General features: G+C 45.6%; 22 protein-coding genes. 9 read left to right on the top strand and 13 right to left on the bottom strand.

Features of this window, described 5'->3' with window-relative positions; all coding sequences use genetic code 11:
* Positions 1-161: 161 nt before the first annotated feature.
* On the top strand, positions 162-1,787 hold the full coding sequence (locus tag ACYJZR_RS06080) for a methyl-accepting chemotaxis protein (protein ID WP_025533449.1): 1,626 nt from the start codon (positions 162-164) through the stop codon (positions 1,785-1,787).
* Positions 1,788-1,975: 188 nt separating this feature from the next.
* The gene (gene asnS / locus ACYJZR_RS06075) at positions 1,976-3,376 is read left to right on the top strand and encodes an asparagine--tRNA ligase (RefSeq protein WP_005458036.1); all 1,401 of its coding nucleotides are present in this window, start codon (positions 1,976-1,978) and stop codon (positions 3,374-3,376) included.
* Between the two features lie 91 nt (positions 3,377-3,467).
* On the opposite strand, the gene ACYJZR_RS06070 is transcribed toward asnS, so the two are convergent.
* Positions 3,468-3,692, bottom strand: a complete 225-nt coding sequence (locus tag ACYJZR_RS06070) for a hypothetical protein (protein WP_005485465.1) — start codon at positions 3,690-3,692, stop codon at positions 3,468-3,470.
* Between the two features lie 99 nt (positions 3,693-3,791).
* Positions 3,792-5,183 (bottom strand): aminotransferase-like domain-containing protein, encoded by a 1,392-nt coding sequence (locus ACYJZR_RS06065; protein ID WP_420780978.1) that lies wholly within the window; start codon positions 5,181-5,183, stop codon positions 3,792-3,794.
* A gap of 178 nt (positions 5,184-5,361) precedes the next feature.
* Here ACYJZR_RS06065 and ACYJZR_RS06060 point away from each other — a divergent pair, with 178 nt between their 5' ends.
* From ACYJZR_RS06060 to ACYJZR_RS06050, 3 genes are all read left to right on the top strand, one after another.
* Positions 5,362-5,592, top strand: a complete 231-nt coding sequence (locus ACYJZR_RS06060) for a hypothetical protein (protein ID WP_005483298.1) — start codon at positions 5,362-5,364, stop codon at positions 5,590-5,592.
* A 198-nt stretch (positions 5,593-5,790) separates the two neighbouring features.
* On the top strand, positions 5,791-6,090 hold the full coding sequence (locus tag ACYJZR_RS06055) for a hypothetical protein (RefSeq protein WP_005458048.1): 300 nt from the start codon (positions 5,791-5,793) through the stop codon (positions 6,088-6,090).
* Positions 6,091-6,463: 373 nt separating this feature from the next.
* Positions 6,464-7,654, top strand: coding sequence for an amino acid aminotransferase (locus tag ACYJZR_RS06050; RefSeq protein ID WP_025593018.1), 1,191 nt, complete (start codon positions 6,464-6,466; stop codon positions 7,652-7,654).
* Positions 7,655-7,753: 99 nt separating this feature from the next.
* Here ACYJZR_RS06050 and ACYJZR_RS06045 read toward each other — a convergent pair whose 3' ends face one another.
* Positions 7,754-8,395: an outer membrane beta-barrel protein gene (locus tag ACYJZR_RS06045; protein WP_053343188.1), complete on the bottom strand. Its 642-nt coding sequence runs from the start codon at positions 8,393-8,395 to the stop codon at positions 7,754-7,756.
* Positions 8,396-8,589: 194 nt separating this feature from the next.
* On the opposite strand from ACYJZR_RS06045, the gene ACYJZR_RS06040 reads away from it, so the two are divergent.
* Together ACYJZR_RS06040 and ACYJZR_RS06035 are read left to right on the top strand one after the other, a co-directional pair.
* Entirely contained in the window at positions 8,590-10,479 is a 1,890-nt protein-coding gene (locus ACYJZR_RS06040; RefSeq protein WP_005483278.1) for a putative nucleotidyltransferase substrate binding domain-containing protein, read from the top strand.
* A gap of 8 nt (positions 10,480-10,487) precedes the next feature.
* Positions 10,488-11,207 carry a 3'-5' exonuclease gene (locus ACYJZR_RS06035; RefSeq protein WP_023623883.1) on the top strand — a complete coding sequence of 240 codons (720 nt, stop codon included), beginning with the start codon at positions 10,488-10,490 and terminating at the stop codon, positions 11,205-11,207.
* Between the two features lie 101 nt (positions 11,208-11,308).
* Here ACYJZR_RS06035 and ACYJZR_RS06030 read toward each other — a convergent pair whose 3' ends face one another.
* Positions 11,309-13,192: a methyl-accepting chemotaxis protein gene (locus ACYJZR_RS06030; RefSeq protein WP_005458057.1), complete on the bottom strand. Its 1,884-nt coding sequence runs from the start codon at positions 13,190-13,192 to the stop codon at positions 11,309-11,311.
* 226 nt (positions 13,193-13,418) lie between these two features.
* The gene (locus tag ACYJZR_RS06025; RefSeq protein ID WP_005458059.1) at positions 13,419-14,990 is read right to left on the bottom strand and encodes a BCCT family transporter; all 1,572 of its coding nucleotides are present in this window, start codon (positions 14,988-14,990) and stop codon (positions 13,419-13,421) included.
* A gap of 395 nt (positions 14,991-15,385) precedes the next feature.
* On the opposite strand from ACYJZR_RS06025, the gene cosR reads away from it, so the two are divergent.
* On the top strand, positions 15,386-15,862 hold the full coding sequence (gene cosR, locus ACYJZR_RS06020) for a MarR family transcriptional regulator CosR (protein WP_005494763.1): 477 nt from the start codon (positions 15,386-15,388) through the stop codon (positions 15,860-15,862).
* 33 nt (positions 15,863-15,895) lie between these two features.
* On the opposite strand, the gene ACYJZR_RS06015 is transcribed toward cosR, so the two are convergent.
* The 6 genes from ACYJZR_RS06015 to ACYJZR_RS05990 form a co-directional block, all read right to left on the bottom strand.
* A complete protein-coding gene (locus ACYJZR_RS06015) occupies positions 15,896-16,534 on the bottom strand; it encodes a response regulator (RefSeq protein WP_005458063.1) in 639 nt (212 codons plus the stop codon).
* Positions 16,518-17,882: a cache domain-containing protein gene (locus tag ACYJZR_RS06010; protein WP_005458065.1), complete on the bottom strand. Its 1,365-nt coding sequence runs from the start codon at positions 17,880-17,882 to the stop codon at positions 16,518-16,520. The genes ACYJZR_RS06015 and ACYJZR_RS06010 overlap by 17 nt, the downstream gene beginning before the upstream one ends.
* Positions 17,883-17,996: 114 nt before the next feature.
* Entirely contained in the window at positions 17,997-19,283 is a 1,287-nt protein-coding gene (locus ACYJZR_RS06005; RefSeq protein WP_015296950.1) for a TRAP transporter large permease, read from the bottom strand.
* A 12-nt stretch (positions 19,284-19,295) separates the two neighbouring features.
* Positions 19,296-19,835 carry a TRAP transporter small permease subunit gene (locus tag ACYJZR_RS06000; RefSeq protein WP_020838784.1) on the bottom strand — a complete coding sequence of 180 codons (540 nt, stop codon included), beginning with the start codon at positions 19,833-19,835 and terminating at the stop codon, positions 19,296-19,298.
* A 125-nt stretch (positions 19,836-19,960) separates the two neighbouring features.
* Entirely contained in the window at positions 19,961-21,049 is a 1,089-nt protein-coding gene (locus tag ACYJZR_RS05995) for a TRAP transporter substrate-binding protein (protein WP_005494757.1), read from the bottom strand.
* Positions 21,050-21,535: 486 nt separating this feature from the next.
* A complete protein-coding gene (locus tag ACYJZR_RS05990; protein WP_005490722.1) occupies positions 21,536-21,925 on the bottom strand; it encodes a hypothetical protein in 390 nt (129 codons plus the stop codon).
* 270 nt (positions 21,926-22,195) lie between these two features.
* Between ACYJZR_RS05990 and ACYJZR_RS05985 the strand changes: the two genes are divergently transcribed.
* Complete coding sequence (locus tag ACYJZR_RS05985; RefSeq protein ID WP_005494755.1) at positions 22,196-22,861, top strand: DUF2982 domain-containing protein; 666 nt, start codon at positions 22,196-22,198, stop codon at positions 22,859-22,861.
* Positions 22,862-22,881: 20 nt separating this feature from the next.
* Here the strand turns inward: ACYJZR_RS05985 and ACYJZR_RS05980 are convergent, their stop codons facing one another.
* Complete coding sequence (locus tag ACYJZR_RS05980; RefSeq protein WP_005457830.1) at positions 22,882-23,538, bottom strand: MBL fold metallo-hydrolase; 657 nt, start codon at positions 23,536-23,538, stop codon at positions 22,882-22,884.
* Positions 23,539-23,634: 96 nt separating this feature from the next.
* The gene (locus ACYJZR_RS05975) at positions 23,635-24,183 is read right to left on the bottom strand and encodes a DUF882 domain-containing protein (protein ID WP_005457820.1); all 549 of its coding nucleotides are present in this window, start codon (positions 24,181-24,183) and stop codon (positions 23,635-23,637) included.
* Positions 24,184-24,286 lie beyond the last annotated feature (103 nt).

Raw genomic sequence — 24,286 nt, 5'->3', positions numbered from 1 at the left:
TCGCATTTTTGTCATGCGCCAAACATTTGATTACACAGCACTCACATCACAATTACATATCCCCAACATGTGTAGGGTCACAATCATTCATTTCGCTCATCGCGCAACCTATGCGAGAAGACTAATATTGTGCAGTTCGTTCCAATTACACTTATAAAAATATGCGCTCAACTATTACCTTTAAGCTCCTGCTCGCGTTAATTGTCGTTTTTAGCTGTGTTCTCGCTGCGTCGACGGCGTACCAACACTATCAACAAAAAACGCTGATAAATGATGTTCTTAGTGAACAACTGCACGACAAAGCCAGCAACTACTTCGATAGTCTGAACATGATGATGCTCACTGGCACCATGTCTCAAAAGGAAACGCTGCGACAAAAAGCACTCGCTCAAGAAGGTATTGAGCAAGTTCGAGTGCTACGTGCCGATGCCGTTACAAAGCTGTACGGTGCAGGGCAAGCCAATCAGCAACCTATTGATGAAATTGATCAGCGTGCACTAGCGGGTGAGCTAGTGATAGAACCAATTACTGCAGACTGGGGCAAAGGCATTGTTGTGGCGCTGCCAATGAAATCGAGCCAAAACTATCGCGGCACCAATTGTGTTTCTTGCCATGTCGCACCAGAGGGTGAAGTATTGGGTGCTATTCGCTTGGAATACAACATGAACCACGTGAGTTCGATGATCAATAAACAAGCGATGTACGCGATGGGCATCATGTCTGCCATTGCGTTGGTTGGTTTTCTCATCACCATGGGATTGATTCGTAAGATCATCGTGCGACCAATTCAAAAAACCTCGCACTTTATGTCGAACGTGAGTGCCAGCAAAGATCTCTCCCAGAGACTTGTCCATAAACAAAATGACGAAGTTGGCCAACTTTCCCAGTCTATTAATTCCTTTATGGATACCGTTTCGGAAAGTCTTGAGCGCGTACAAGACACCTCCCACTCGTTAGCAGGGTCTGCGGGTCGTCTCACCGACGTTGCTCAATCCACTGATGAAGCAGCAAACAATCAGCAATTAGAAACCAATGAAGTGCAAAACAACATTATTGATATGTTGCAGCAGCAAGTCGTGGTTGAAGAAGCAACAATCAACGCAACGACGTTGGTAAACCACACCGTTGACGTAGCTGCAAACAGCGCCAGCCAAGCACACAATGTCAGCGAAGACATCAAGAGCTTAGTCAGCAACATTGAACAAGTGCGTGAGAAGATTACGTCTCTAAATCAGAGAACCGAAGAAGTTTCCTCAATACTCGGTGTAATTAAAGGCATCGCCGAACAAACTAACCTACTCGCTCTAAACGCAGCAATCGAAGCGGCACGCGCCGGAGAGCAAGGTCGTGGCTTTGCAGTCGTTGCCGATGAAGTGAGAAATCTGGCCTCACGTACCGCCGAAGCCACCAGCAACATTGAAAGCATCATTTCCCAATTTCAGCAAGGCAGCGAAGAGTCCCTGTCGTCGGTCGATCATGTTTGTCAATTTGCTCATCAACGTTCACTGGATGTCGAAGCGCTGTCTGAAACCATGCACAATGTTGTAGACGAGATGCATCAAGTGCTGAAACACGCAGAAAACATCCAACTGCAAACTCAAACCACCTCGGATGTCAGCAAGCACATTCAATCGAAAATCGACGTGATTACTTTGCACGCGAACGACACGTCTCAATCTGCCTCTCATACACGGGATATCAGTGTCGATTTGGAAGAACTTTCTGAGCGTTTAGAGCAATTACTTAACCAATTCACCCTTTCTGAGCAACAAAGGGCAAATAAATAGGAAATTTCTCGCGTCCAAATTGAATATAAAGGTTGAAGCTGACGAATTGACGGGTAATATGTCCCATTGAATCTGTAAAATTCTATCCAACTCAATGCTTCGCTTGTTTTTTAAACAAAAATGTTTTGAGACAAGCACTTTGATAAGTGTTGAGTTGAATTTTTACCTCAATGGAGAATATTTAAAACATGACTTACGCGCCTGTATCAGACGTACTAAGCGGTAAGCTAGCAGTAGACAGTGAAGTAACTGTTCGCGGCTGGATCCGTTCACGTCGTGATTCCAAAGCTGGAATCTCTTTCCTTGCCATATATGACGGCTCTTGTTTCGACCCGATTCAGGCCGTGGTCCCTAATAATCTTAATAATTACGACAATGAAGTGCTTAAGCTAACGACTGGCTGCTCTGTTGAAGTAACTGGTAAGATTGTTGAGTCTCCTGCGCAAGGTCAGGACTTCGAACTGGCTGCAACTGACGTTAAAGTTGTAGGTTGGGTTGAAGATGCTGAAACTTACCCAATGGCAAAAACTCGTCACTCTATCGAGTACCTACGTGAAGTTGCGCACCTACGTCCGCGCACTAACGTAATCGGTGCGGTAGCACGTGTACGTAACTGCCTATCTCAAGCAATTCACCGTTTCTACCACGAGCAAGGCTACTTTTGGGTCTCTGCGCCACTAATCACGGCTTCTGATGCAGAAGGTGCTGGTGAAATGTTCCGCGTTTCTACGCTAGACATGGAAAACCTACCTCGCACAGACGCTGGCAAAGTGGACTACAACGAAGACTTCTTCGGTAAAGAAACGTTCCTAACCGTATCTGGTCAGCTAAACGCGGAAGCTTACGCTTGTGCACTAAGCAAGGTTTACACTTTCGGTCCTACTTTCCGTGCTGAAAACTCAAACACAAGCCGCCACCTAGCAGAATTCTGGATGGTTGAGCCTGAAGTTGCGTTCGCAGAACTAGACGATGTAGCGAAACTGGCTGAAGACATGCTTAAGTACGTGTTCAAAGCAGTACTTGAAGAGCGTCGCGATGACCTTGAGTTCTTCGCTCAGCGTATCGACAAGCAAGCGATCACTCGCCTAGAGCAATTCGTTTCTTCTGACTTTGCACAAGTTGACTACACTGACGCGATCCAAATCCTTCTGGATTCTGGTCGCGAGTTCGAATTCCCAGTTGAATGGGGTATCGATATGTCTTCTGAGCACGAGCGTTTCCTAGCTGAAGAGCACTTTAAAGCGCCAGTAATCGTGAAGAACTACCCGAAAGACATCAAAGCGTTCTACATGCGTATGAACGACGATGGCAAGACTGTAGCTGCGATGGACGTTCTAGCACCTGGTATCGGTGAAATCATCGGTGGTTCTCAGCGTGAAGAGCGTCTAGACGTTCTAGATGCACGTATGCGTGAAATGGGCATCGACCCTGAACACATGAGCTGGTACCGTGACCTACGTCGTTACGGCACTGTGCCACACGCAGGCTTTGGTCTAGGCTTTGAGCGTCTAGTCTCTTACGTAACAGGCATGGGCAACGTTCGTGATGTGATCCCATTCCCACGTACACCTCGCTCTGCGAACTTCTAATCACTTTTTAGTGATTCAGAATTAGAAAGACCTCCCAAGTGGAGGTCTTTTATTTTGTACGAATAATTTTCTCGCAATCTGCGTGTGCAATTTAGCTGTTGCTTTCGTCTTCATCCTTATCTGCTCGCGCGGCGTATTTCACTCCAACAACACACAAACCAAACATGACGAATGGAATCACGGCAGCGGTGTATTCCGTCCAAACCATATGAGAAAAAGACTTCGCCAATATCAGGTGCGCAAACACCAACAAAAATGCGCTAAAGATAGCAACACCCATTAGCCTAAGTTCATGCTTTACCAACTGCTTTTTCATTATTGCTCCTAACCTAAAATGGTTGTCTGCTAATGATTGAAACACAGCTTCGGATTCGTTCACTGATACAGTTTGAGCAAAAAATAGGTAAACAGTCGGCTAGTGAAGTAATTCTCCGATCTTCTTCACGGCTTCTTCTAGTTCATCGTTGCAGGGTAACGATGTATTAAGCCTTAGGTAGTTCTCATAAACTGTGCCGACAGAAAACAACTTACCGAATGCAACGGTGATGTTGTCTTCCAATAACTTCTGATAAATCGCTTTTCCACATTTTGATTCCGGCAGTTCAACCCATAAAAAATAGCCGCCTTCTGGCTGTGTGTAATGAATCGATTTAGGAAAGTACTTATCGATCAGTTCAATGAACGCGGATTGTCGCTGCTCAAGATTCTTTCGAAGTTTTCTAAGGTGATTATCATAGCTGTCATTTTGCAAATAATGCGCGATACCTTGTTGGATAGGCGCACTACCTGACAAAGTCGAGATAAGTTGCAGTTTTTGCAGATGCTCATTAAAGCGCTTGTTGACCACCCACCCCAGCCGATAACCCGGGCAAAGACTTTTTGAAAATGACCCGCAATGCAACACACGATCTTGGGTATCAAAAGTTTTAAGCGAACTTGGTTTCTTGTTAGAAAAATAGAGCTCTGAATACACATCGTCTTCAATCAAATACACATCGTGTTTATCAGCAAGCTCGACGATGCGCTGCTTCTGCTCATCATTTAATGATGTTCCGGTTGGGTTGTGAAAGTTCGTCATCAACCAACACGCGCGAACATCATGGTCAGTAAAAGCCGCTTCAATTTGTTGCAATGAGTGCCCAGTGCGCGGGTCTACTGAGATTTCTATCGCCTTTAAGCCCAAACGTTCTATCGCTTGAAGCGCTCCGTAAAATGTTGGCGATTCAACCACGATAGTGTCTCCCGGTTGCGTCACGGCCTGAAGGCTCAAATTCAACGCTTCTAACGCCCCTGAAGTAATGACAATGTCATCATGGGTTAACACCATACCTTGTTGAATGTAACGTTGAGCAATCAAACGACGCAATGATTCAGAGCCTGGCGGTAAGTTATCCAATAACGTCTCTGGCCCCATCTTCCTACCAGAGCTGGCCAGATTGCGATTCAACGCATCCAATGGAAACAACGCAGGATCTGGAAAGGCAGATCCGAACTTCATCGCATCCGGTGACGCCTGGTTTTTGAGATAGTCGTAAAGCTCATCATTGATGTTAGAGCGATAAACAGAGGTCGCTGGAGGGCTCGGTTCCAAACGATCCAGCTCTGCGGTAACAAAGTAGCCAGACTGAGGTTTTGCCGCGACCCAGCCTTGCGCTTCGAGCAACTGATAAGCTTGCAACACCGTTCCGGCGCTGACGGAATGATTTCGGCTAGTAACACGCACTGACGGCAGCTTTTCTCCTGCTCTCCATGTGTTTTGCTGAATCTGCGTTTTGAACAGTTCAGCCAGTTGGCGGTATCGGTTCATGTTTCCCTCATTTATCACGACCGAGCGAACCTTAGCATACTTCGCGCCCGTATTCTGATAACGCGACTATCAATCTCGAAACGTAATTAATCAATCTTAGTGATATCAATTCGCGATACGAAGTGAGAATTTATGTTCCATACTTTCAAAGGTATGACTTTTATTTCGGGAGAAAATGATGAAAGTATTTACTATGGATGACCTCTCATACCGAGGTGCTCATAAAGGCGTACACAGCTGGGATCACCCAGCCAGCACAACGCCTTACTACTGGCACCCTGACTGGTTACATATTGCAGAAGACGCGCTAGGTGTGCACAAAACAGCGGATCTAGTCGTTCCAGAAGGTGAAACACCAACAGAAGAGCACGCAAAAGAGGCGATTGTTAAGCACATTAATGGTGAATAGCCAGAAGCGAACCTTCTGTTATGCAAGGTTGAGAGCCTTTTGGAACAAAACATGTCTGAATGAGAACTGTGCATCATCGTGAGCAATCTATCGACAGGATAAATAGATTGCTATCACATTAATTTTCATGCCATCTGTTACATTTAGAGGCTAATGGTGATGCACACCTCAACTCATAGACTATGAGAGACGATTATAATGACGAAATACAACGAGAATGACATCAAATATAAAGGCGAGACCAATGGCGTACATACGTGGAGTGTGCCATCAGGACAGCCTTACTACTGGCATCCAGATTGGCTACACGTTGCCGAAGATGCGACAGGGTCACACCCAAAAGAAAAACTAGATGTTCAAGCTGGTGACACCCCAACGCAAAAGCATGCGCTTAAAGCAATCCTAAAACACATGAACGATTGGGCGACAGATAAGTTGTCTTCAAATCCTGACATCGAAACCAATGCGGTAGAGTCAGAAATTGAGCTAAAGAAATAGACCTCAACGTTCGATGTAAATTGAATATGCAAGCGCCCCTCACCGTTGGGGCGTTTCTTATCCTTCCCTACTTTTTCCTTCGCAACAGGCTCTGCTTACCTCGCAGGATTCACGTTTTAAACCGCCCAAAATTACTCCTCAGTAGCCATCAGATTCATGAATTGTTCGATTGGATAAATTAGCACCAAATTGCTACAAAACTCCCCTTTACATCCGGATTTAACCAAGGTTTTCATAGCAAAAGCATCGGTTATGTTAGCATCCTGTTTCAAATCGAAATTTTTTTACGTTTTCTTATCAGTAAGTGTTGTAACGAATATTGCTGAAAGGTATAAATACGAGCAGACCCCTTCGATTAACATGGATGAAGATTATGTTTGAAAAAGTAGTTGCCGCTCCGGCCGACCCTATCCTTGGCCTTACTGAAGAATTTAAAAAAGATCCTCGCGCTGAAAAGATTAACCTTGGCGTTGGTATTTACAAAAACGAACAAGGCGAAACACCTGTTCTTGCTACCGTAAAGAAAGCCGAAGCAGCACTGATTGAAACGGAAAAAACCAAATCATACCTAACCATCGAAGGGACTGCTGAGTACGGTCTGGCGGTACAAAAACTACTTTTCGGTGCAGACGCTGAAATCGTAGCGGAAAAACGCGCGAAAACAGCTCAAGCGCCTGGTGGTACAGGTGCATTACGCGTGGCAGGTGAATTCATCAAACGCCAACTTGGTAACGTAAAAATCTGGATCAGCAATCCAACTTGGGCAAACCACAACGGCGTGTTTACCGCTGCAGGTCTAGAAACGGCTCAATACACTTACTACAACGCAGAAACTAAAGACAAAGACTTCGATGCAATGCTAAACGATCTTCAAGCTGCATCTGAAGGTGACATCGTTCTTCTACACGGCTGCTGCCACAACCCAACTGGCATCGATCCAACTGCTGAAGAATGGGAAACACTAGCGAAGCTGATTGCTGATAAGAAACTGCTTCCTCTGTTCGACTTTGCATACCAGGGCTTTGCTAAGGGTGTAGAAGAAGACGCAGCTGGCCTACGTACTTTCGCGAAATACAACAAAGAAATTCTCGTTGCGAGCTCGTTCTCGAAAAACTTCGGCCTATACAATGAACGTGTAGGCGCATTCACGCTTGTTGCTGAATCTGAAGAAGTGGCAACAACAGCATTCTCTCAAGTAAAAGCGATCATCCGCTCTATCTACTCTAACCCACCAGCTCACGGCAGTGCTGTTGTTACTCATATTCTAAACAACGAAGAGCTGCGTGCCGAATGGGAAGCGGAAGTACAAGAAATGCGTGACCGTATTCAAGAGATGCGCGAGCTGTTCGTAGCAACTCTGAAAGAAGAAGGTGTGGATGCAGATTTCAGCTTTATCGAACGTCAAAACGGCATGTTCTCGTTCTCTGGTCTATCTAAAGAGCAAGTTAATCGTCTGAAAGATGAGTTCGCAATTTACATCGTTGGTTCTGGCCGTATCAGCGTAGCTGGTATGACAAAATCAAACATGGGCCCGCTATGTAAAGGTATCGCAGCGGTTCTATAACCTGTCGGAAATAGACGAAATAAACGAAAAGGTCAGCGTATGCTGACCTTTTTTGTTGTTCTTAAATCTGTTGATTACGGTTGATGTTACTAAATGGGATTAAAATACGAACTTCAAACTTAAGCCGACTTCGTTGATGTAATCCGAACTTTCACCACTGTAATCTGTATCACGGTATTGGTAATACAAGCCCGTGCCAATCACATCATGCCATTGGTAATTGAAGCCGATTCTGTACTTGTTCTCGTCAACCACATCACTTCGGTTGGCCTGAATCTGTGCTGACACCATCCATTGTTCATTCAAAAGATAGTTTGCACCAAAGGTCACCGCTTGAAGAAACTCGGTGTCAGAGGAAATGGTGCTATCCGTTTTTTCATCCGTCGCTTTCGCTTTCAGCGCACCAAGCCCATAAGTACCATAAACGTCCAGCTGGTCGTTAATTCCATAACGATAACCACCACCAAACAACAATCGATCCACACGTAGTGTTAGATCGTCAGGATGGAAAAACTGCGCTGAGTAATCAACATTAAGCAACCAATTATCGGTGATGAAATAATTGCCACCCAATCCCAGCGTGGTCGCATTCGAGTTGTCTAGCCAATCTTTATTGGTCGTACCCGACCCCACATCCAAATAAATGTGCTCATACCCAAATTTTGCAGCTTGTTCCGCTTCCGAAGCGATACTAATTGCGGGCAAAACTACAAGAGGCACAAGCAATAACTGTCTCACCATCTTACTTCCTTTCATGAGAGTCACCTAAAAACTTAACTACAATTGGCAATTTCCATATTAGCCGAATTAACAAAACCTTGTCGCGGGAGATGTCCGAATCTTATGACTCAGCACGAAAAAGCGTGATCCAATAAGATTCTGTCTTAAAACTGCGTTAAGATTACTTTATTATTTGCGAAACAAAAGGCACCCGAATGGATGCAGAACTTCTCGAGATATATAACTTTCTCGCCAAGTACCCCCCTTTCAACGAACTTCCAGAAGAAACCCTGACCAAAGTGACAGAAAGCGTTGAAATCTCTTACTACCGACAAGATACCCCAATCATTCACTTCGGTGACCATATTCAAGATCTCTTCGTGGTAAGAAGTGGCGTGGTGGAAGTTTATCGCCGCAAGGGTGAGCTTTATAACCGTCTCGATGAAGGCGACTTATTCGGTCAAATGGGGCTGCTTACCAACAACAAAGTTCGTTTCCCGGTAAAAGCTATTGAAGACACCCTACTCTACTGCATTCCGGTCGAGGTGTTTCAAGAGATCTACGACAACTTCGACTCTTTCGCCGATTTTGTTGAAGTAGAAAACAGCGCCCGCTTGCGCCAAACCATTTCAGAAAACAAAGACGCAAACGACTTAACCACCTCTAAAGTCAAGACCCTACTTACTGGCGATGCCCCGACCATAAACCGCGGCCAAACAATCCAACAAGCAGCGCAGTTAATGGCTCAGGACAACATTTCATCACTCTTGATTGTCGACCCCGATTTTGTCCTTGACGAAGATGACCCGCAATCGCCCGTTTTAGGCATCATTACTGACCGAGATTTATGTACTCGAGTGCTTGCAGAAGGCTTGTCTCCTCAAGATGATGTTTCAACGGTCATGACGACGGAAGTGATCTCTCTCGACCATAATGCTTACATCTACGAAGCCATGCTAACGATGTTGCGCTACAACGTGCATCATCTGCCGGTGGTCAAAAATCAACTGCCGATAGGCATCATCGAAACTACCGATATTGTTCGTTATGAATCGCAAAACTCACTGCTTCTCGTAAGCAGCATTTTTCAGCAGCAAAGCATCGAAGATTTAGCAACAGTCGCAGAAGAAGTCAAAAGCAGCTTCGTACGTCTGGTTAACGAAGACGCCAATTCACACATGGTTGGCAGCGCGATGTCGGTAATTGGCCGAAGTTTCAAACAGCGTTTATTGGAGTTGGCAGAAGAAGAACTCGGTGCGCCTCCGATTCCTTATTGCTTCCTCGCATTAGGTTCAATGGGACGAGACGAACAGTTGCTGGTTACTGACCAAGACAACGCCATTATTCTGGACGAATCCTATCAAGAAGAGAAACATGGCAAGTACTTTGAAGATCTCGCCAAGTTTGTCAGTGACGGCCTTGACGCTTGTGGTTACAAATATTGTACCGGTGACATCATGGCCACGAACCCAATGTGGCGAATGACTCGCTCCGAATGGGAAGAATGTTTCGCTGACTGGATTGACGATCCCAACCCGAAAGCGTTACTGAATGCATCAATATTTTTCGATTTAGATGGCGTGTATGGCCGCTTAAAATGGGCAGAACAGCTCACCAGCTTCATTGTGCGTCGAGCGCGTAAAAATAATCGCTTCTTAGCATGTTTGGCTCGAAATGCGCTAAACCGCACGCCGCCATTAGGCTTCTTCAAAGATTTTGTGATGGAAAAAGACGGCCAGCACAAAAACTCGATCAACCTAAAGCGTCGCGGCACCGCGCCGCTGGTTGATCTGATTCGTGTACATGCCTTGGCAGTTGGCTCTCGTGCACAAAACTCGTTTGAACGTCTCGACGACATTATTGACGCAGGCATCTTGCCAAAAGGTCGAGCACAGGATTTAAAAGACGCGTTAGAGTTCATCTCTATGGTACGAATTCGCCATCAAGCAACCGATGTTGAGCTCGGAATTGAGCCAGATAACAACATCGAGCCAGAAAATCTCTCCGATTTTGAACGCCGTAATTTGAAAGATGCCTTCCAAATCCTCAGCAATGGGCAGAACTTCCTTAAGTTCCGCTATCAAGCAAATAAGAGCTTTAAGTGAGGTTTGGCATGATCAAAAAGCTATTTCAAAAGCCTGCGATTCAATGGCCAACCAAATTTCAGCAAAAGTTGGATCTAGTCAGTGATGAGAATCTTGTCGCCTTTTACGGCAGCGAATTACCAGCGCCCAATACCCCCATTTCAGAGGTTGAATTTGTCGCGTTGGATTTCGAAACGACAGGGCTCAATCCCGAAAAACACGACATTATTACTATCGGTTTAGTACCTTTCAATCTGAGACGTATTTTTCTGCGCGATGCTCGACATTGGAAAGTAAGGCCTCAGAAAAAGTTGGATGAAGATTCCGTTATCATCCACGGTATCACTCACAGCGAATTGATTGATGCGCCAGATCTGAGCGATATTTTGGGTGAGTTGCTGCCTTGCTTAAGCGGCAAAATCATCGTTGTGCATTACCGTCGAATCGAGAGAGAATTCTTAGATCAAGCGCTGAAAGCGCGTATAGGGGAAGGGATTGAATTTCCCGTGTTAGACACGCTACAAATCGAAGAGAACATCCAAAAGAGAAGCGCTGGCGGCATTTGGAATCGCCTGAAAGGAAAGAGACCAGAGTCTCTACGTTTGGCGCAGTCTCGACGCCGCTATGGGTTACCAGACTACTCTCCGCATCACGCGTTAACTGATGCGATTGCTACTGCCGAGTTGCTTCAGGCGCAGATGGCGCATCACTACAATGATGACCAACCCATCAGTGATTTTTGGTTGTAGATAGATTTTTTGTTGTAGCTATTTACCAACAATCATTCACCGAAAAACATGCATTAAAAAGGAGCCTATCGGCTCCTTTTGTTTTTTAGTCAAACTGAGAATTACAGTTTAAAACGTTTGATCTCTTGCTCAAGCTCGTGAGACAGCTCAGATAGGTGCGCTGCTTGCTCCGCTGCTGAGTGAGCTTCTACAGAAAGCTCGTTCGATACGTCGCGGATGCCTTCTGTGTTACGAGTGATTTCTGTTGTTACAGATGCTTGCTCTTCCGCCGCAGACGCAATTTGCGTTGCCATGTCGCTGATGCGCTCTACCGCACTGTGGATTTGCGTCAGGCTCGCTGCTGCAGAATTCGCGTCATCCACACTGGTATCAGCCAAACGACGACCATCTCCCATGATATCAACCGCTTTCTTGGTTGTACCTTGAAGCATTTCGATCGTTTCTTGGATTTCTTTGGTCGATGCGTGAGTACGTTGGCTCAATACGCGAACTTCGTCAGCAACAACCGCAAAACCACGACCTTGATCGCCTGCACGCGCCGCTTCGATCGCCGCGTTCAGTGCCAACAAGTTAGTTTGCTCAGCAATGTCTTGAATCGTCGATAGAATCGTGTTGATGCTATTACCGTGCGCTTCAAGTTCTTGGATAACATTTGTCGCGACTTGAACTTCTTGCGCCAGATTCTGGATAGAGCCTTGCGTTTGATTCACTTGGCTAGAACCGTGAGCACATGCTTGCACCGCTTCTTCAGAGCTATGCGCTGTGCTGTCTGCGTTACCCGCAATCTCTTGCGTTGCTGCTGCCATTTCGTTAACCGCAGTCGCAACCATGTTGATTTCGTCTTGCTGGTAAGAAATACGCTGGCTACGTTCTTCCGCTTGTTGTGCCGTTGTACGTGCTTGCTCAGAAAGTGAGGCAGAAACTTGGCTTAGCTTGGTAACCATCGTGTGCATGTTACCCACAAAGCGGTTGAAGTTTTCAGCCAGTTTGCCTACTTCATCGTCACTGCGAGGTTCTAGACGTTGAGTAAGGTCGCCCTCACCAGATGCAATTTCTTCCAACGCATCAGACACGCGGCCTAGGTCACGGAACAAGAAGCCAACCAACCAAGATACCGCAAGAATCACAACGATGGTGATCATCACAGCGGTGATCAACAGGTCACGAAGCAGTACTGCATGGCCTGCTTCTTCTGTTGCGCGATCCATTTCAATCGCGAACATCCAATGCGTGCCAGGTACTTTCTTGAAGTAGTAAAGCTTCTCTTGACCTTTCAGCATCGTGCTTTCAATCTTGCCTTCTGCTGCCGCACGCTCAATAGCCTCTTCTGAAAAGTCTTTTAGAAAACTGGTGATAGGCTTAAGCGTTAGGCTTTTATCTGGGTGAGCAAGGAACGTACCTTCGTTCATATCAATCAACATTGCGTGCGCATTTTCACCCGCATCAAGATTGATTACGTCATCGATCAGCTGATCGATAAGTACGTCAGCACCCACTACACCGATAAACTTGCCGTTTTTCATTACTGGTTCAGCAATGGTCACTAGCAATGCGTTAGTGATAGCGTCTTGGTATGCTTCTGTGATGATCTGCTTACCTGCTGCATTGGCATCTTTATACCAAGGGCGAGTACGCGGATCGTAGTCAGCACGGTTACGCTCTGGGTGAGAACGGTACATATCGCCGTTTGGTGTACCCAAGAAGATGTCGTCAAAGCCACCAGCTTTGCGTGCTTGCTGTAGGAAAGGAACAACGTCTTGCTCTGTCGAGTAGTCGTTGAATGCGCTTGCAATATCCTTACGGATATTAACCCAGTCCGAAATACCTTCTGACGCTGTGGTACTTAGACTTTGTGCTCGTGAATAGACACCTGAACGAGTCTGATCAAATAATTGACCAGCCGACAACCAAGTAAGTGCTGTTGCCATCACAACAACAGCAGAAAGGCTTGCGCCTATTAGCTTTTGTTTTAATGATATTTTCATAATTATAATTGAGTTGGGAGAACAGTTAAGGTGGGTGAATATTACACACTTTTTCACGACTATTCACTAATTTTTAAAAAACAAAATAGCGCATTAACTCTTTGTAAAATATGGACTTTTACGTGTCATTTTTTTGTCTAGCGTCAGAAAAACCGCACAAAAAAAGCCAGCAGGGTGCTGGCTTCTTAATTACTTGTTATTTAAGCAAATTTATAAAATTGATCGATTATTGACGCTCTGTCTTCATCCCCATCAATAAACTTACACACATTGCTAGCAATATAAAGGTAAATGGCAGTGCTGTAGAAATGGCGCCCGCTTGTAACGCTTGTACCGCTTCTGAGCCACCAATCCAAAGCAATGCAACCGCAATCGCACCTTCCATAAATGCCCAGAAAACACGTTGCAATACAGGCGCATCGACTTTACCACCCGCCGTAATGCTGTCGATAACCAACGAGCCAGAGTCTGAAGAGGTGATAAAGAATACCAATACCAGAACCACAGCAATGATCGACAATATGTTGCCAAATGGCAGCACATCAAACATTTGGAACATCGCCAGTGATACGTCGGTCAGACCGTTTGCGCCTAACTCGCCTACTTTGTTGACGACTTGATCAATCGCCAGACCACCAAATACCGACATCCAAACCACGGTGACTACCGTCGGAACAATCAGTACCGCTGTGATGAACTCACGTACTGTACGGCCACGTGAAACGCGAGCGATGAACATACCAACGAATGGTGACCAAGAGATCCACCAAGCCCAGTAGAATACCGTCCAGCCTTGGAACCAAGCTTCGTCGGTACGACCAAACGGGTTACTCAATGGAATGATGTTTTCTACGTACGCCATTAACGTTGTTGGGATCGAGCCTAAACTCGCCGCCCAGCCAATCAAACCAACAAGGATAAGCAGCAAAAACGCTACAACCATGTTGATGTTACTGATCACTTTTACGCCGCCGTCGATACCGCGAACAACAGAAACCACTGCGAGCAGAGTAACCACAGTGATAACGACAATTTGCAAACCTAAACCAGGTTCAACACCAAATACATGGTGAATACCACTTGCCGCCTGCTGAGCGCCCAAACCAAGTGATGTCGCTAGACCAAATAGAGTGGCAAGTACTGCAAGAATATCAACGATATGGCCAGCCCAGCCCCAAGCGCGATCGCCCAATAATGGGTAAAAGATCGAACGCATTGATAGAGGCAAACCTTTGTTGTAGGTGAAAAATGCAAGTGAAAGTGCCACAACGCCGTAAATTGCCCAAGGGTGAAGACCCCAGTGGAACATCGTCGCGCCTAGCGCCAAACGTGCGGCTTCTGGTGAGTTTGCTTCTACGCCAAGTGGCGTTTCGTACCAACCAGTGAAGTAAGCCACTGGTTCTGCCACACTCCAGAACATCAAACCAATACCCATACCGGCTGCGAACAACATCGCGAGCCAAGACATGAATGAATAATCAGCGACGGCATCTTTACCGCCTAAGCGTATTTTCCCGAGCGGCGACACAATCAACGCTAAGCAGAAAATAACGAAAATGTTACCAGCGATAATAAACAGCCAGTCGAATGAACCAATGATCTTCCACTTAAGCCCATCCAATGCCGTCTTCGCGGTATGAGCATCTAGAACTAATGCTGCGACAAGAAACAGTGCAATAAAGCCTGCACTAATACCAAAAACTGGGTTATGAACATCAAAGCCCCACTTTTGAACGTTGTCTTGACCTACCGTATAGTCGGTACTGTCAATACTGTACTTATCTATACCCTTTGTCATCGTTCCTCTCTATTTTTGTATTATTTTTTCCGTACCAAACAAAAAATCGTTTGAACACGATACGTTTTACATTCCGTGAAAGCGGAAGATCCTATCATTTGAGGCGTTTTTGTCTATCTTTTGCTGTTAAAAAATCCAATAACTTACTTTTCAGTCGGTAATTTGCATTACAAAAAGCGTAAATCCCCACACCATTAATTAGACCACAAACAATTATTGCTATAATAATTTTAGGTCTTTCTGTTTCAGTTGCACGAGCGAATAAAAAGAAATCGCCAAAGACGAATAAATAGTTGAAAAATGTCGACCTAAATTTTGACTGCAGCCCTTTAAATAACAGCGCATTTGAGTTAGTGTCGCGTCGTTACATGTTCCCTACAGACTGGATGAAAAAATTGGAAAAGTACGAAGAAGTATTGGTCTCGATTCGTCAGATCATCCGCGCTATTGATTTACATTCTAAAAAGCTGAGCAAAGAGTCGGGATTGACCGCTCCGCAATTGATTTTGATGCGTGCTATCAATGAGTTAGATAACGTGACTATCAAACAGTTGTCTAACCACACCAATATGAGTCAAGCAACTGCGACCACGATTTTGGACAGATTAGAACGCAATCAACTCGTTGAGCGTCGTCGTAGCGTTGAAGATAAACGTAAGGTACATGCGGTACTTACCGAGAAGGGCGAAGAAGCTCTGAGACAGGCGCCAACTCCGCTGCAAGAACACTTCATCAATCGATTCCAAAAATTGGAAGAGTGGGAACAAACATTGCTGCTTTCTTCTGTCCAGCGCATCTCCACCATGATGAACGCAGAAGACATCGATGTAGCGCCTCTTCTAGAAATCGGCAGCATCACCAAACCAGAATAATCACCTCTTTAAGTGCTCGAAACGGGCACTTTTTTATTCCGTCAGCCCCGTTTCAAATGCGTATTTGGCTAATTCCGCTGTCGAATGCAGATCTAATTTATGTTTGATGTTGTGACGATGCGTTTCTACTGTTCGATAGCTGATATTGAGTAACGTCGCGATTTTCTTACTGCTATTGCCTTGTGCCACCAACCTCAAGACCGCCTCTTCTCGTCGACTAAGCGGATTGGGTTTGTGATGGGCAGGTTTGATTTCTTGCGTAAAGAGTGTCTGAGTTACGGACTCGCAAAAATAGGTTGAACCTTGGTTCACGGTTTTGATGGCTTGCACCATTTTCTCGGCTGAAATTTCCTTGAGCATGTACCCCACCGCCCCTGCCTGCATCACTTTCATGATGTATTCGCGGTTATCATGCATCGTAAGCATGAGAATTTTACTCTCTGGTAATTCCTCTTTAATCACACCCGTTGCTTCGATGCCATTCATGATTGGCATGCTGATGTCCATAAGCACAACATCCGGACGCAAATGCTTAACGACCTCAATCGCTTCCAAGCCGTTGCTTGCCGTGCCAATCACATCAATGTCCGGCTCCAGCTCTAAACGCGCGATAAATCCATCTAACACCACTTGGTGATCATCGACGATCACCACACTAATCGGTTTGTCCATAAACTAATTCATCCAAATTCAAAAGCACGGTAATTTCCGTGCCTAAACCAAGCTCACTCATGAGTTCGAACTCGCCACCAATAAACTCCACACGTTCTTGCATGTTGCGCAAACCAATCCCTTGGCGATGCACAGCTTGGTTGACGACAAACCCTACGCCATCGTCTCTAATGAGTAATTGCAGCATATTGCCCATTTTTTGCAAAATCACCGTCACTTTTTTCGCTTTTGCATGCTTTTCAATGTTATTTAGCGACTCTTGCGCAACTCGGTACAGCGTTGTCGCGACTTCGGAGGTCAGCTTGTGCTGTTGAGTATCAAAATGGCTGTCGATATCAATCCCAGAGTGTGAATGAAAATCTTGCAGCAATGTCGTCAACGCAGCTTCCAAACCAATATCATCCAAAGCGCTTGGGCGAAGTTGATGGGAAATGTGCCGCACTTCATTAATTGCCGTCACCAAAGAGCGTTGTGATTTGTCGAGATGCGACTTGAGCTTTTCATCTTGCAATCGATGGCTCATTAAATCCAAATGACATTTACTCGATACCAGAAGCTGATTGATCCCATCGTGCAGTTCGCGCGCTAAATGTTTCTTCTCATCTTCTTGAAACATCACCGTTTTGTGGGCAAGTTCTTTGAGGTTTTTATCGGCAAGTCGATGCTCATGTAAATTGATGGCTAAAGTCAGCACAATGATCACCGCCACGGTGACCACCAAAATCACCACCACGGAAAAAAACGTGGTCTCGATGTTTTTGTTCACCGCAGCACGCATGTTCGCGACTTCTTGGCTGACATCTTCAATGTAAAGACCAGTGCCAATCATCCACTCCCATTTATCCAACCATGCGGCGTAACTGAGCTTGGGTACAATGTCGCCAGTCGAGGGTTTCTGCCACAAGTATTGGTGAAAGCCGCCTCCGGATTGCGCTTGGTAAAGCAACGCTTCTATAAGCCTGTCGCCATTTTCGTCTTCTAGGTGAAGTAAGTTCTCCCCAACCAATTCAGGAAGAACGGGATGTACGAGGTTAGTACCGTGTTTATCGTAAGCAAAGAAGTACCCATCAGAACCGTAAGTTAGGCGATTTAGAATGGCCTTCACTCGCGCTTTGGCGACACGTTCTTCAATCGTCGAATCGTTGTAAATGTGGGAAATGGCATCAAATGCGACATCAACGGTATCTTTGAGCGCCGCTTCTTTGGATTGAATGAGGTTTTGATGGAAGATCTCCACCTCTCGTTGACCCAATGTTTTGGCCTGATAAATGGAAATCCAACTGATGCTTGCCGACACTAAAACCACCGGAATCAGTGTCAGCAAAATTAACTTGGCTTTGAGAGGCATCCTTCCCTCCATGAAACGCTGCCCAAAGGGTCAATATGCCCCAAGAGCAGCTTAACAACTTGTCTCAAAAGGTGAAGACTCTCAGCTCACAAAATCTCTTTTATTCCTTACCCATTAACCCATGCCGTAGAAACTTGGGAAAAACAGTAAGGAGGCAAGGACGAGAATTTGAATCGCAATGAATGGCATCACGCCACGATAAATATCCCGTGTAGTCACGCCTGCAGGCGCAACCCCTTTCAAATAGAACAAGCTGAAGCCAAATGGCGGTGTTAAGAAGGAGGTTTGTAAGTTCATCGCGATGAGAATAGCAAACCATGTCATGTTGATGCCGAGCAGCTCAGCAACCGGTGCGATAATAGGAACGATGATGAAACAGATTTCAACGAAGTCGATAAAGAAGCCCAGAATCAAAATCACAATCATCGTAATGATCAAGAAGCCCCACTTCTCACCCGGGATCTGCAACATCCATTCTTCGACCAGATAGTCACCGCCTGTATACGTAAACGCCATCGAGAACGCCGTCGCACCCAGCAAAATCGCGAACACCATCGCGGTCACTTTAACCGTCTCTTTCGACGCATCGTAGACCATTGACCAACTAAATTGCTTGTACAGTACGGCGAGAACAATCGCCCCAGCCCCTCCCAGTGCTGCCGATTCCGTTGGCGTTGCAACACCGGCAAAGATGGAGCCTAACACAACAATGATCAACGCCAATGGTGGTAATACAGCTTTCAACGCCTTGACCACTTCTTCCCTGCGGCTGAGTGACTCATCGCGTTCAATCGGCTGCGCTGCTTCAGGGTTAAGCTTGGCGTAAATAAGGATGTAAACAACGTATGCACCCACTAGCGCGATACCCGGCCACACGGCCGCTTGGAACAAATCTCCCACTGGCACGCCAAGCACATCGCCGAGCAAAATGAGTACGATGGAAGGAGGAATAATTTGCCCCAACGTACCTGAAGCACAAATGGTTCCGCACGCGAGGCCTTTGTCATAGTTGTATTTGAGCATCACAGGCAGCGAGATCAACCCCATGGCCACCACAGATGCCCCCACTACGCCAGTCGATGCCGCAAGTAGCGCGCCCACCAGCACCGTCGAAATTGCGATGCCGCCACGGACGCCACCAAACAGACGCCCCATCGATTCCAGCAGCTGCTCTGCTAGCTTCGTTTTTTGCAGCACGAGCCCCATGAAAACAAACAGCGGTACAGCCATCAGCACCGTGTTTTCCATGATGGATTGAATTCGATATGGCATGAAGGCAAACATGTCCATGCCCTCTGCCCAAACACCAAAAATAAGAGCAATACCGCCGAATGTGAACGCGACGGGAAACCCGAGCAGTAGCGCAAAGAGCGCCACAAAAAACATCACTATACCGATCATAATGACTTCCTTTTACGACTTACCGTTGCTACCGGCATAGATAAGATGAGGGTTAACGATTTTATTGACTGAGTGCAGCAGCAAACCAACGCCACTCACCGCCATAAATAAGAAAGAAACCGGGATCATGCCTTTGATTATCCATCGATACGGCAAACCACCTGGGTCACCAGACGTCTCGCCCAAGGCATAACTCTCTTTCGCGAAATCAATACCAAACCATGCGACCAGCAAACAAAAAGGAAAGAGGAAAAACAGGGTGCCGATGATGTCGATGATGGATTGCGCTTTATATGACAGTCGCTCATAAAAAATGTCGACTCGAACGTGACCGCCGGATTTGATGGCATAAGGCACGCCAAGCAAAAAGACAGCAGAGAATAAGTGCCACTCCATTTCTTGAAACGCGATAGACACGTCGTTAAACACGTAACGCATCACAACGTCATACACCACGTTCAACAACAACAAAATGAAGAGGATGCTGGATAACCACCCCAGAAAATCACCAAAGCGGTTGAAGATTCGCTCAATATAGATAAGGCTTCTCATTCCGAACTCCATGGAACGTGTGGGTTGGCTCCGCAGTATCTACGGAGCGTTTTTATGATTTTTATTTGAAATTTTTCTTGGGCTTCCTCGTCGGCCAAATCATACGATTTGGCCAGACCGAGTTTTTATTGCGCTTGGCTATTCAAGTACGCTCGGTGCGAGATGTTCGACCATGGACGAACTTGCTTAATGTAGTTCGCTTGAGATTCTTGAATCTCTTTTGCCAACGCATCTTCCTCAGCATGCTGTTTAAGCAGCTTGTCATTGGCAGCACGCAGCGCGTCCATCACCTCAGGTGGGAAATCTTTTACTTCCACATTTGGGTACTCAGACTGAATAGATGCCCAGTTTTTGCCGCTTTCATGCTTCGATTGTGTGTACATGTCGTACGCAGCGGTTTTCATCGCGACTTGGAGAATTGCTTTCAGATCATCCGGTAGACGCTCCCAAGTTCGCTTATTGACGAGGAACTGAAGCTCAGTCGCAGGCTCATGCCAACCGGTGTAGTAGTAAGGCGCAATTTTGTGAAAGCCCATACGTAAGTCCAAAGACGGACCTACCCACTCCAACGCATCGATAGTGCGACGCTCAAGAGAGGTATAAAGCTCACCCGGTGCGATATTGGTTGGCTTCGCGCCTAATTCTGCCAAGATTTCACCCGCAAAACCCGGAATACGCATCTTCAACCCTTGTAGGTCATCGACCGACTTAATTTCTTTTTGGAACCAGCCACCCATCTGGACATCGGTATTACCACCAGGGAAAGACATCAAGTTGTGCGGAGAGTAAACCTTTTCCATCAACTCCATCCCGCCACCGTAGTAGAACCATGCGTATTGTTCTGTCGGCAACATTCCGAAAGGCATAGAAGTGAAGTAAAGCGTGTTTGGCACTTTGCCTTTCCAGTAATAAGACGCAGAGTGTCCCATGTCGTATTGGCCGGATTTCACCATGTCAAATACGCCAAATGGTGCTTTGTGTTTGTTCGCAGAGTCGATACGAATTTGTAGACGGCCGTTTGACATTTCCTCTGCCATTTTCGCCATATTTTTCGTCGTGTCGCCAAAGATTGGGAAGTTAGGCCCCCACGTTTCAGCCAGCTTTAGGCGATATACTTTTTCAGCAGCATTTGCAGAAGTTGCCACGAATGTCATCGCTGCCACTACGGCAGTCATTTTGAGCACTCGTTTCAAAGATTTTTGGATAAGACTCATCGTTCACGTCCTTTGTCACCAAGGTTATTGTTGTCATCCATTTCATGCGGATTTGAAGTACGACAAGCTGACTAGCACCATTCTCATGTCAAAACACGAGCCGAGTAGCGACGCTTGAAGTAACTTGGGTATAAAGATGTAACAATGTTGTCTAATTCGAAATGGGCGTGAACACGCAAGTTATCTTAGTATCAATAACCTGATTAGCCCTTAGTATTACGTATTTATACGTAGGAGATTAGATGGTGGTAATTTTATAACGCCTTAAATCATTAAGTTATGAATCAGGCATGAAAGGCATTATTTAGAAAGCTACTTACGTATTAACTTGCCAAAAAATTTACACAGTATTTAAAAAAATGTGACAAACGCCATTTTTGTATCGCTAAAATACACGCTTGTTTAGAAAGGAAAGTAAGAAATTAGGGCAAAAAAATACCCCGGCGATCACCGAGGTATTGCATAAAAACAGAAAAATAGCGGTAATTAAACTGCTTTGTAGATAACTTTGTTACCTGCCAACTGCTCTTTTTGAACTAGGTTTTCTTCAAGAAGCTTCTTCAGTGCGCCAGTAGCCCATGATGCTGCTTTAGCGTCTTCTTGACCCGCTGCTAAACCGATGCCTTTAGGGTTGATACCTTCAGCATTCGCTACAACGATGTCTAGTACTTGTTGTTGCTTAGGAGTAAGTGCAACATCAACAGTTTTCGCTGCAGCTACTTTCTTCTCAGCTACTGCTTTCTCCACAACAGGTTTTACTGCTGCTTTTTCCGCAACAGGCTTTGCTGTTTTTGGTGCTGCAGCTAGGTTTGCTACTGTCGCTTTAATGCGTTTTTGCAGTTTCATCTGCACTTTACGCTTATGAGCAAGTCTCATTGAATATTTCTCCAGTTCACTGCATCTCAGCAGGGATGAAAATTTGAAGCGCGTTTTATACCAAAATTTACAATCGATTTGTAGGTTTTAGCGGCGAAACGCTACGAAAAATGCGCTCAAAGCTTAGAACGTCTACTATTTAAACAGATCATTTGTGAACGGATTTATTGAATACTGGGTATAAAAACAGAGGTTTCGTTTTGATTAAAAGCATCAAGCTGCATATCAAGAAATCTCGATTTTATTTAGAGTATTCATTGAGGTATGAGCATGGAAACGCTGCATCTAACAAATTCACACTTCAAGTCTGATTCGCCAATCAACAGATTGATTTTGTTGCTCGTAGCGCTCATTACGCTATTTCTTGTCGTGATTTCTCCGGGTTGGAAACAAGCAATGCTTTCCGTCATTTTGATGGCAATCATCGTCGGTTTCGCCGTCTTGATGATTAAGAAAAGCCAAGTCACTTTCACATTGACCGCCTCGCACTTTCAGCAACACCTGTTTAAAGGCGGTTGGGTTGTCCGTTGGCGAAATATTGAGTCCATTGGTATATGCAGTTATCAACAAGACGGTTGGCATCAACCGCTCCCGTGGATAGGCATCCGCTTGAAACACTACTCCCCTTATCTTGATGCAATTTGCCCGCGTATCGCGACGGAGATTTTACTTAGCCAACGCGCTTTGTTGTATTTGGGCGCAAGGCAGAACCATTGTGAAGAGAAATTTGAAGATATGGTGCTCGACCCACAACCGTACACTAGCAAAGCGGGAAAACAATACGACGGTTTGCAAGCCATGCTGGCGAATAGAATGAAGTATCAAAGAAAATTTTACGGCTATGATGTGTTTATTTCTGCCAGTGATTTAGACAGGGAAGCCGACGAATTTGTAGGGCTGACTCGGCGATACTTAGCGGCCGCCGAGCCAGAATAGTAACGAGTACAGACAAGGCGCTAGTATAGTGGCATCTCGTCAGCAACAAACGGGTTGGTTTTGCGCTCGTGACCGAAGGTAGATTGAGGACCATGACCCGGTACAAATGTAACATCGTTACCTAGAGGCCAAAGTTTCTCTTTAATTGAACTAATCAACGTATTGAAGTCGCCTTGAGGGAAGTCAGTACGACCAATGCTACCGTTAAACAGAACATCACCAACAAACGCTAAACGTGCTTCTTCACTATAAAGTACTACGTGACCTGGTGTATGGCCCGGCGTATGGATAACGTTCAGCTTTTGATTACCAAAAGTGACAACGTCACCCTCATTCAACCATTGATTCGGCTCAAATGCCTCAGTTAGAGGGAAACCGAACATTTTGCTTTGCCCTTCCAAACCTTGTAGCCAGAAGTTATCCGCTTTGTGCGGACCAACGATTTCTGTTCCGCCTAACAGCGCTGATAATGGCTCAGTACCGCCAACGTGATCTAAGTGACCATGGGTCAATACCAATTTCACCACATCAACACCCAGCTCTTTGATGAGCATTGCAAGCTGTTTTTCGTCACCGCCAGGGTCAACAACGATGCCTTTCATCGTTTCGTCACACCAAACGATAGAACAGTTTTGAGAAAAAGAAGTCACTGGGACAACTTGGTATTTCAGAGCCATAGATAACCTATTACCGAATAAATTTGCGTTAAAACTGCCGCAACTATGACACTAACCCTAGGCGACTTCAAGACTTACACCAGCCCTAAAATAGGCTTACCAACTGCGCACTGCACCGGTATCAATGTGGACAAAGTTACTGCCCGGATAGTATCCAACACCACCAGCCTTCAAACTGATTGCCGCATCGCGTACCGTAGACAGCTTTACACCATCGAGACGAAAATCAATCGCCTTCCCTTCCATGTGTAGACTCTTCTTAGCAACACCAGTAGAACCGCTGCGCAGGGACGCATTGGTCACTGGAGAACGGTAGCCAGAAATCACGATAACTTCGGATTCAGTACCGATGAGCTTTTGAATTTGGCTGATTTGATCGAACAGACGTTTATCCATTGGATGCACTTCATTACGGCGATGATCACGGCAGAACTCATTCAAACGCTGCAATTCTTTGCCGACGTAGCGATTCCCATCGAAGTAGCACGTCTCGAGAAGCTCACCCGTATTCAAGTTATTCATGGCTAACACGCGTGGTTCATCCGGAAGTGAAGCCCATGAAAGTGTAGGCATTGCAGACGCCAGTACGACACCACCAGCGGTCATTTTAAGGAAATCACGGCGAGAAAAATTACGACTTACCATAAACAAAAACACTGCTCAATTACTAAACAAAGAAAGCGGACGATACCGAAACCAATTTATCTCGTCAAATGCATAAATTGGTCCGGAATATCGAAGTCGCGCT

This window comes from Vibrio sp. RC2502 (assembly GCF_054850435.1).
This window is presented reverse-complemented; position numbering and strand designations above follow the sequence as displayed.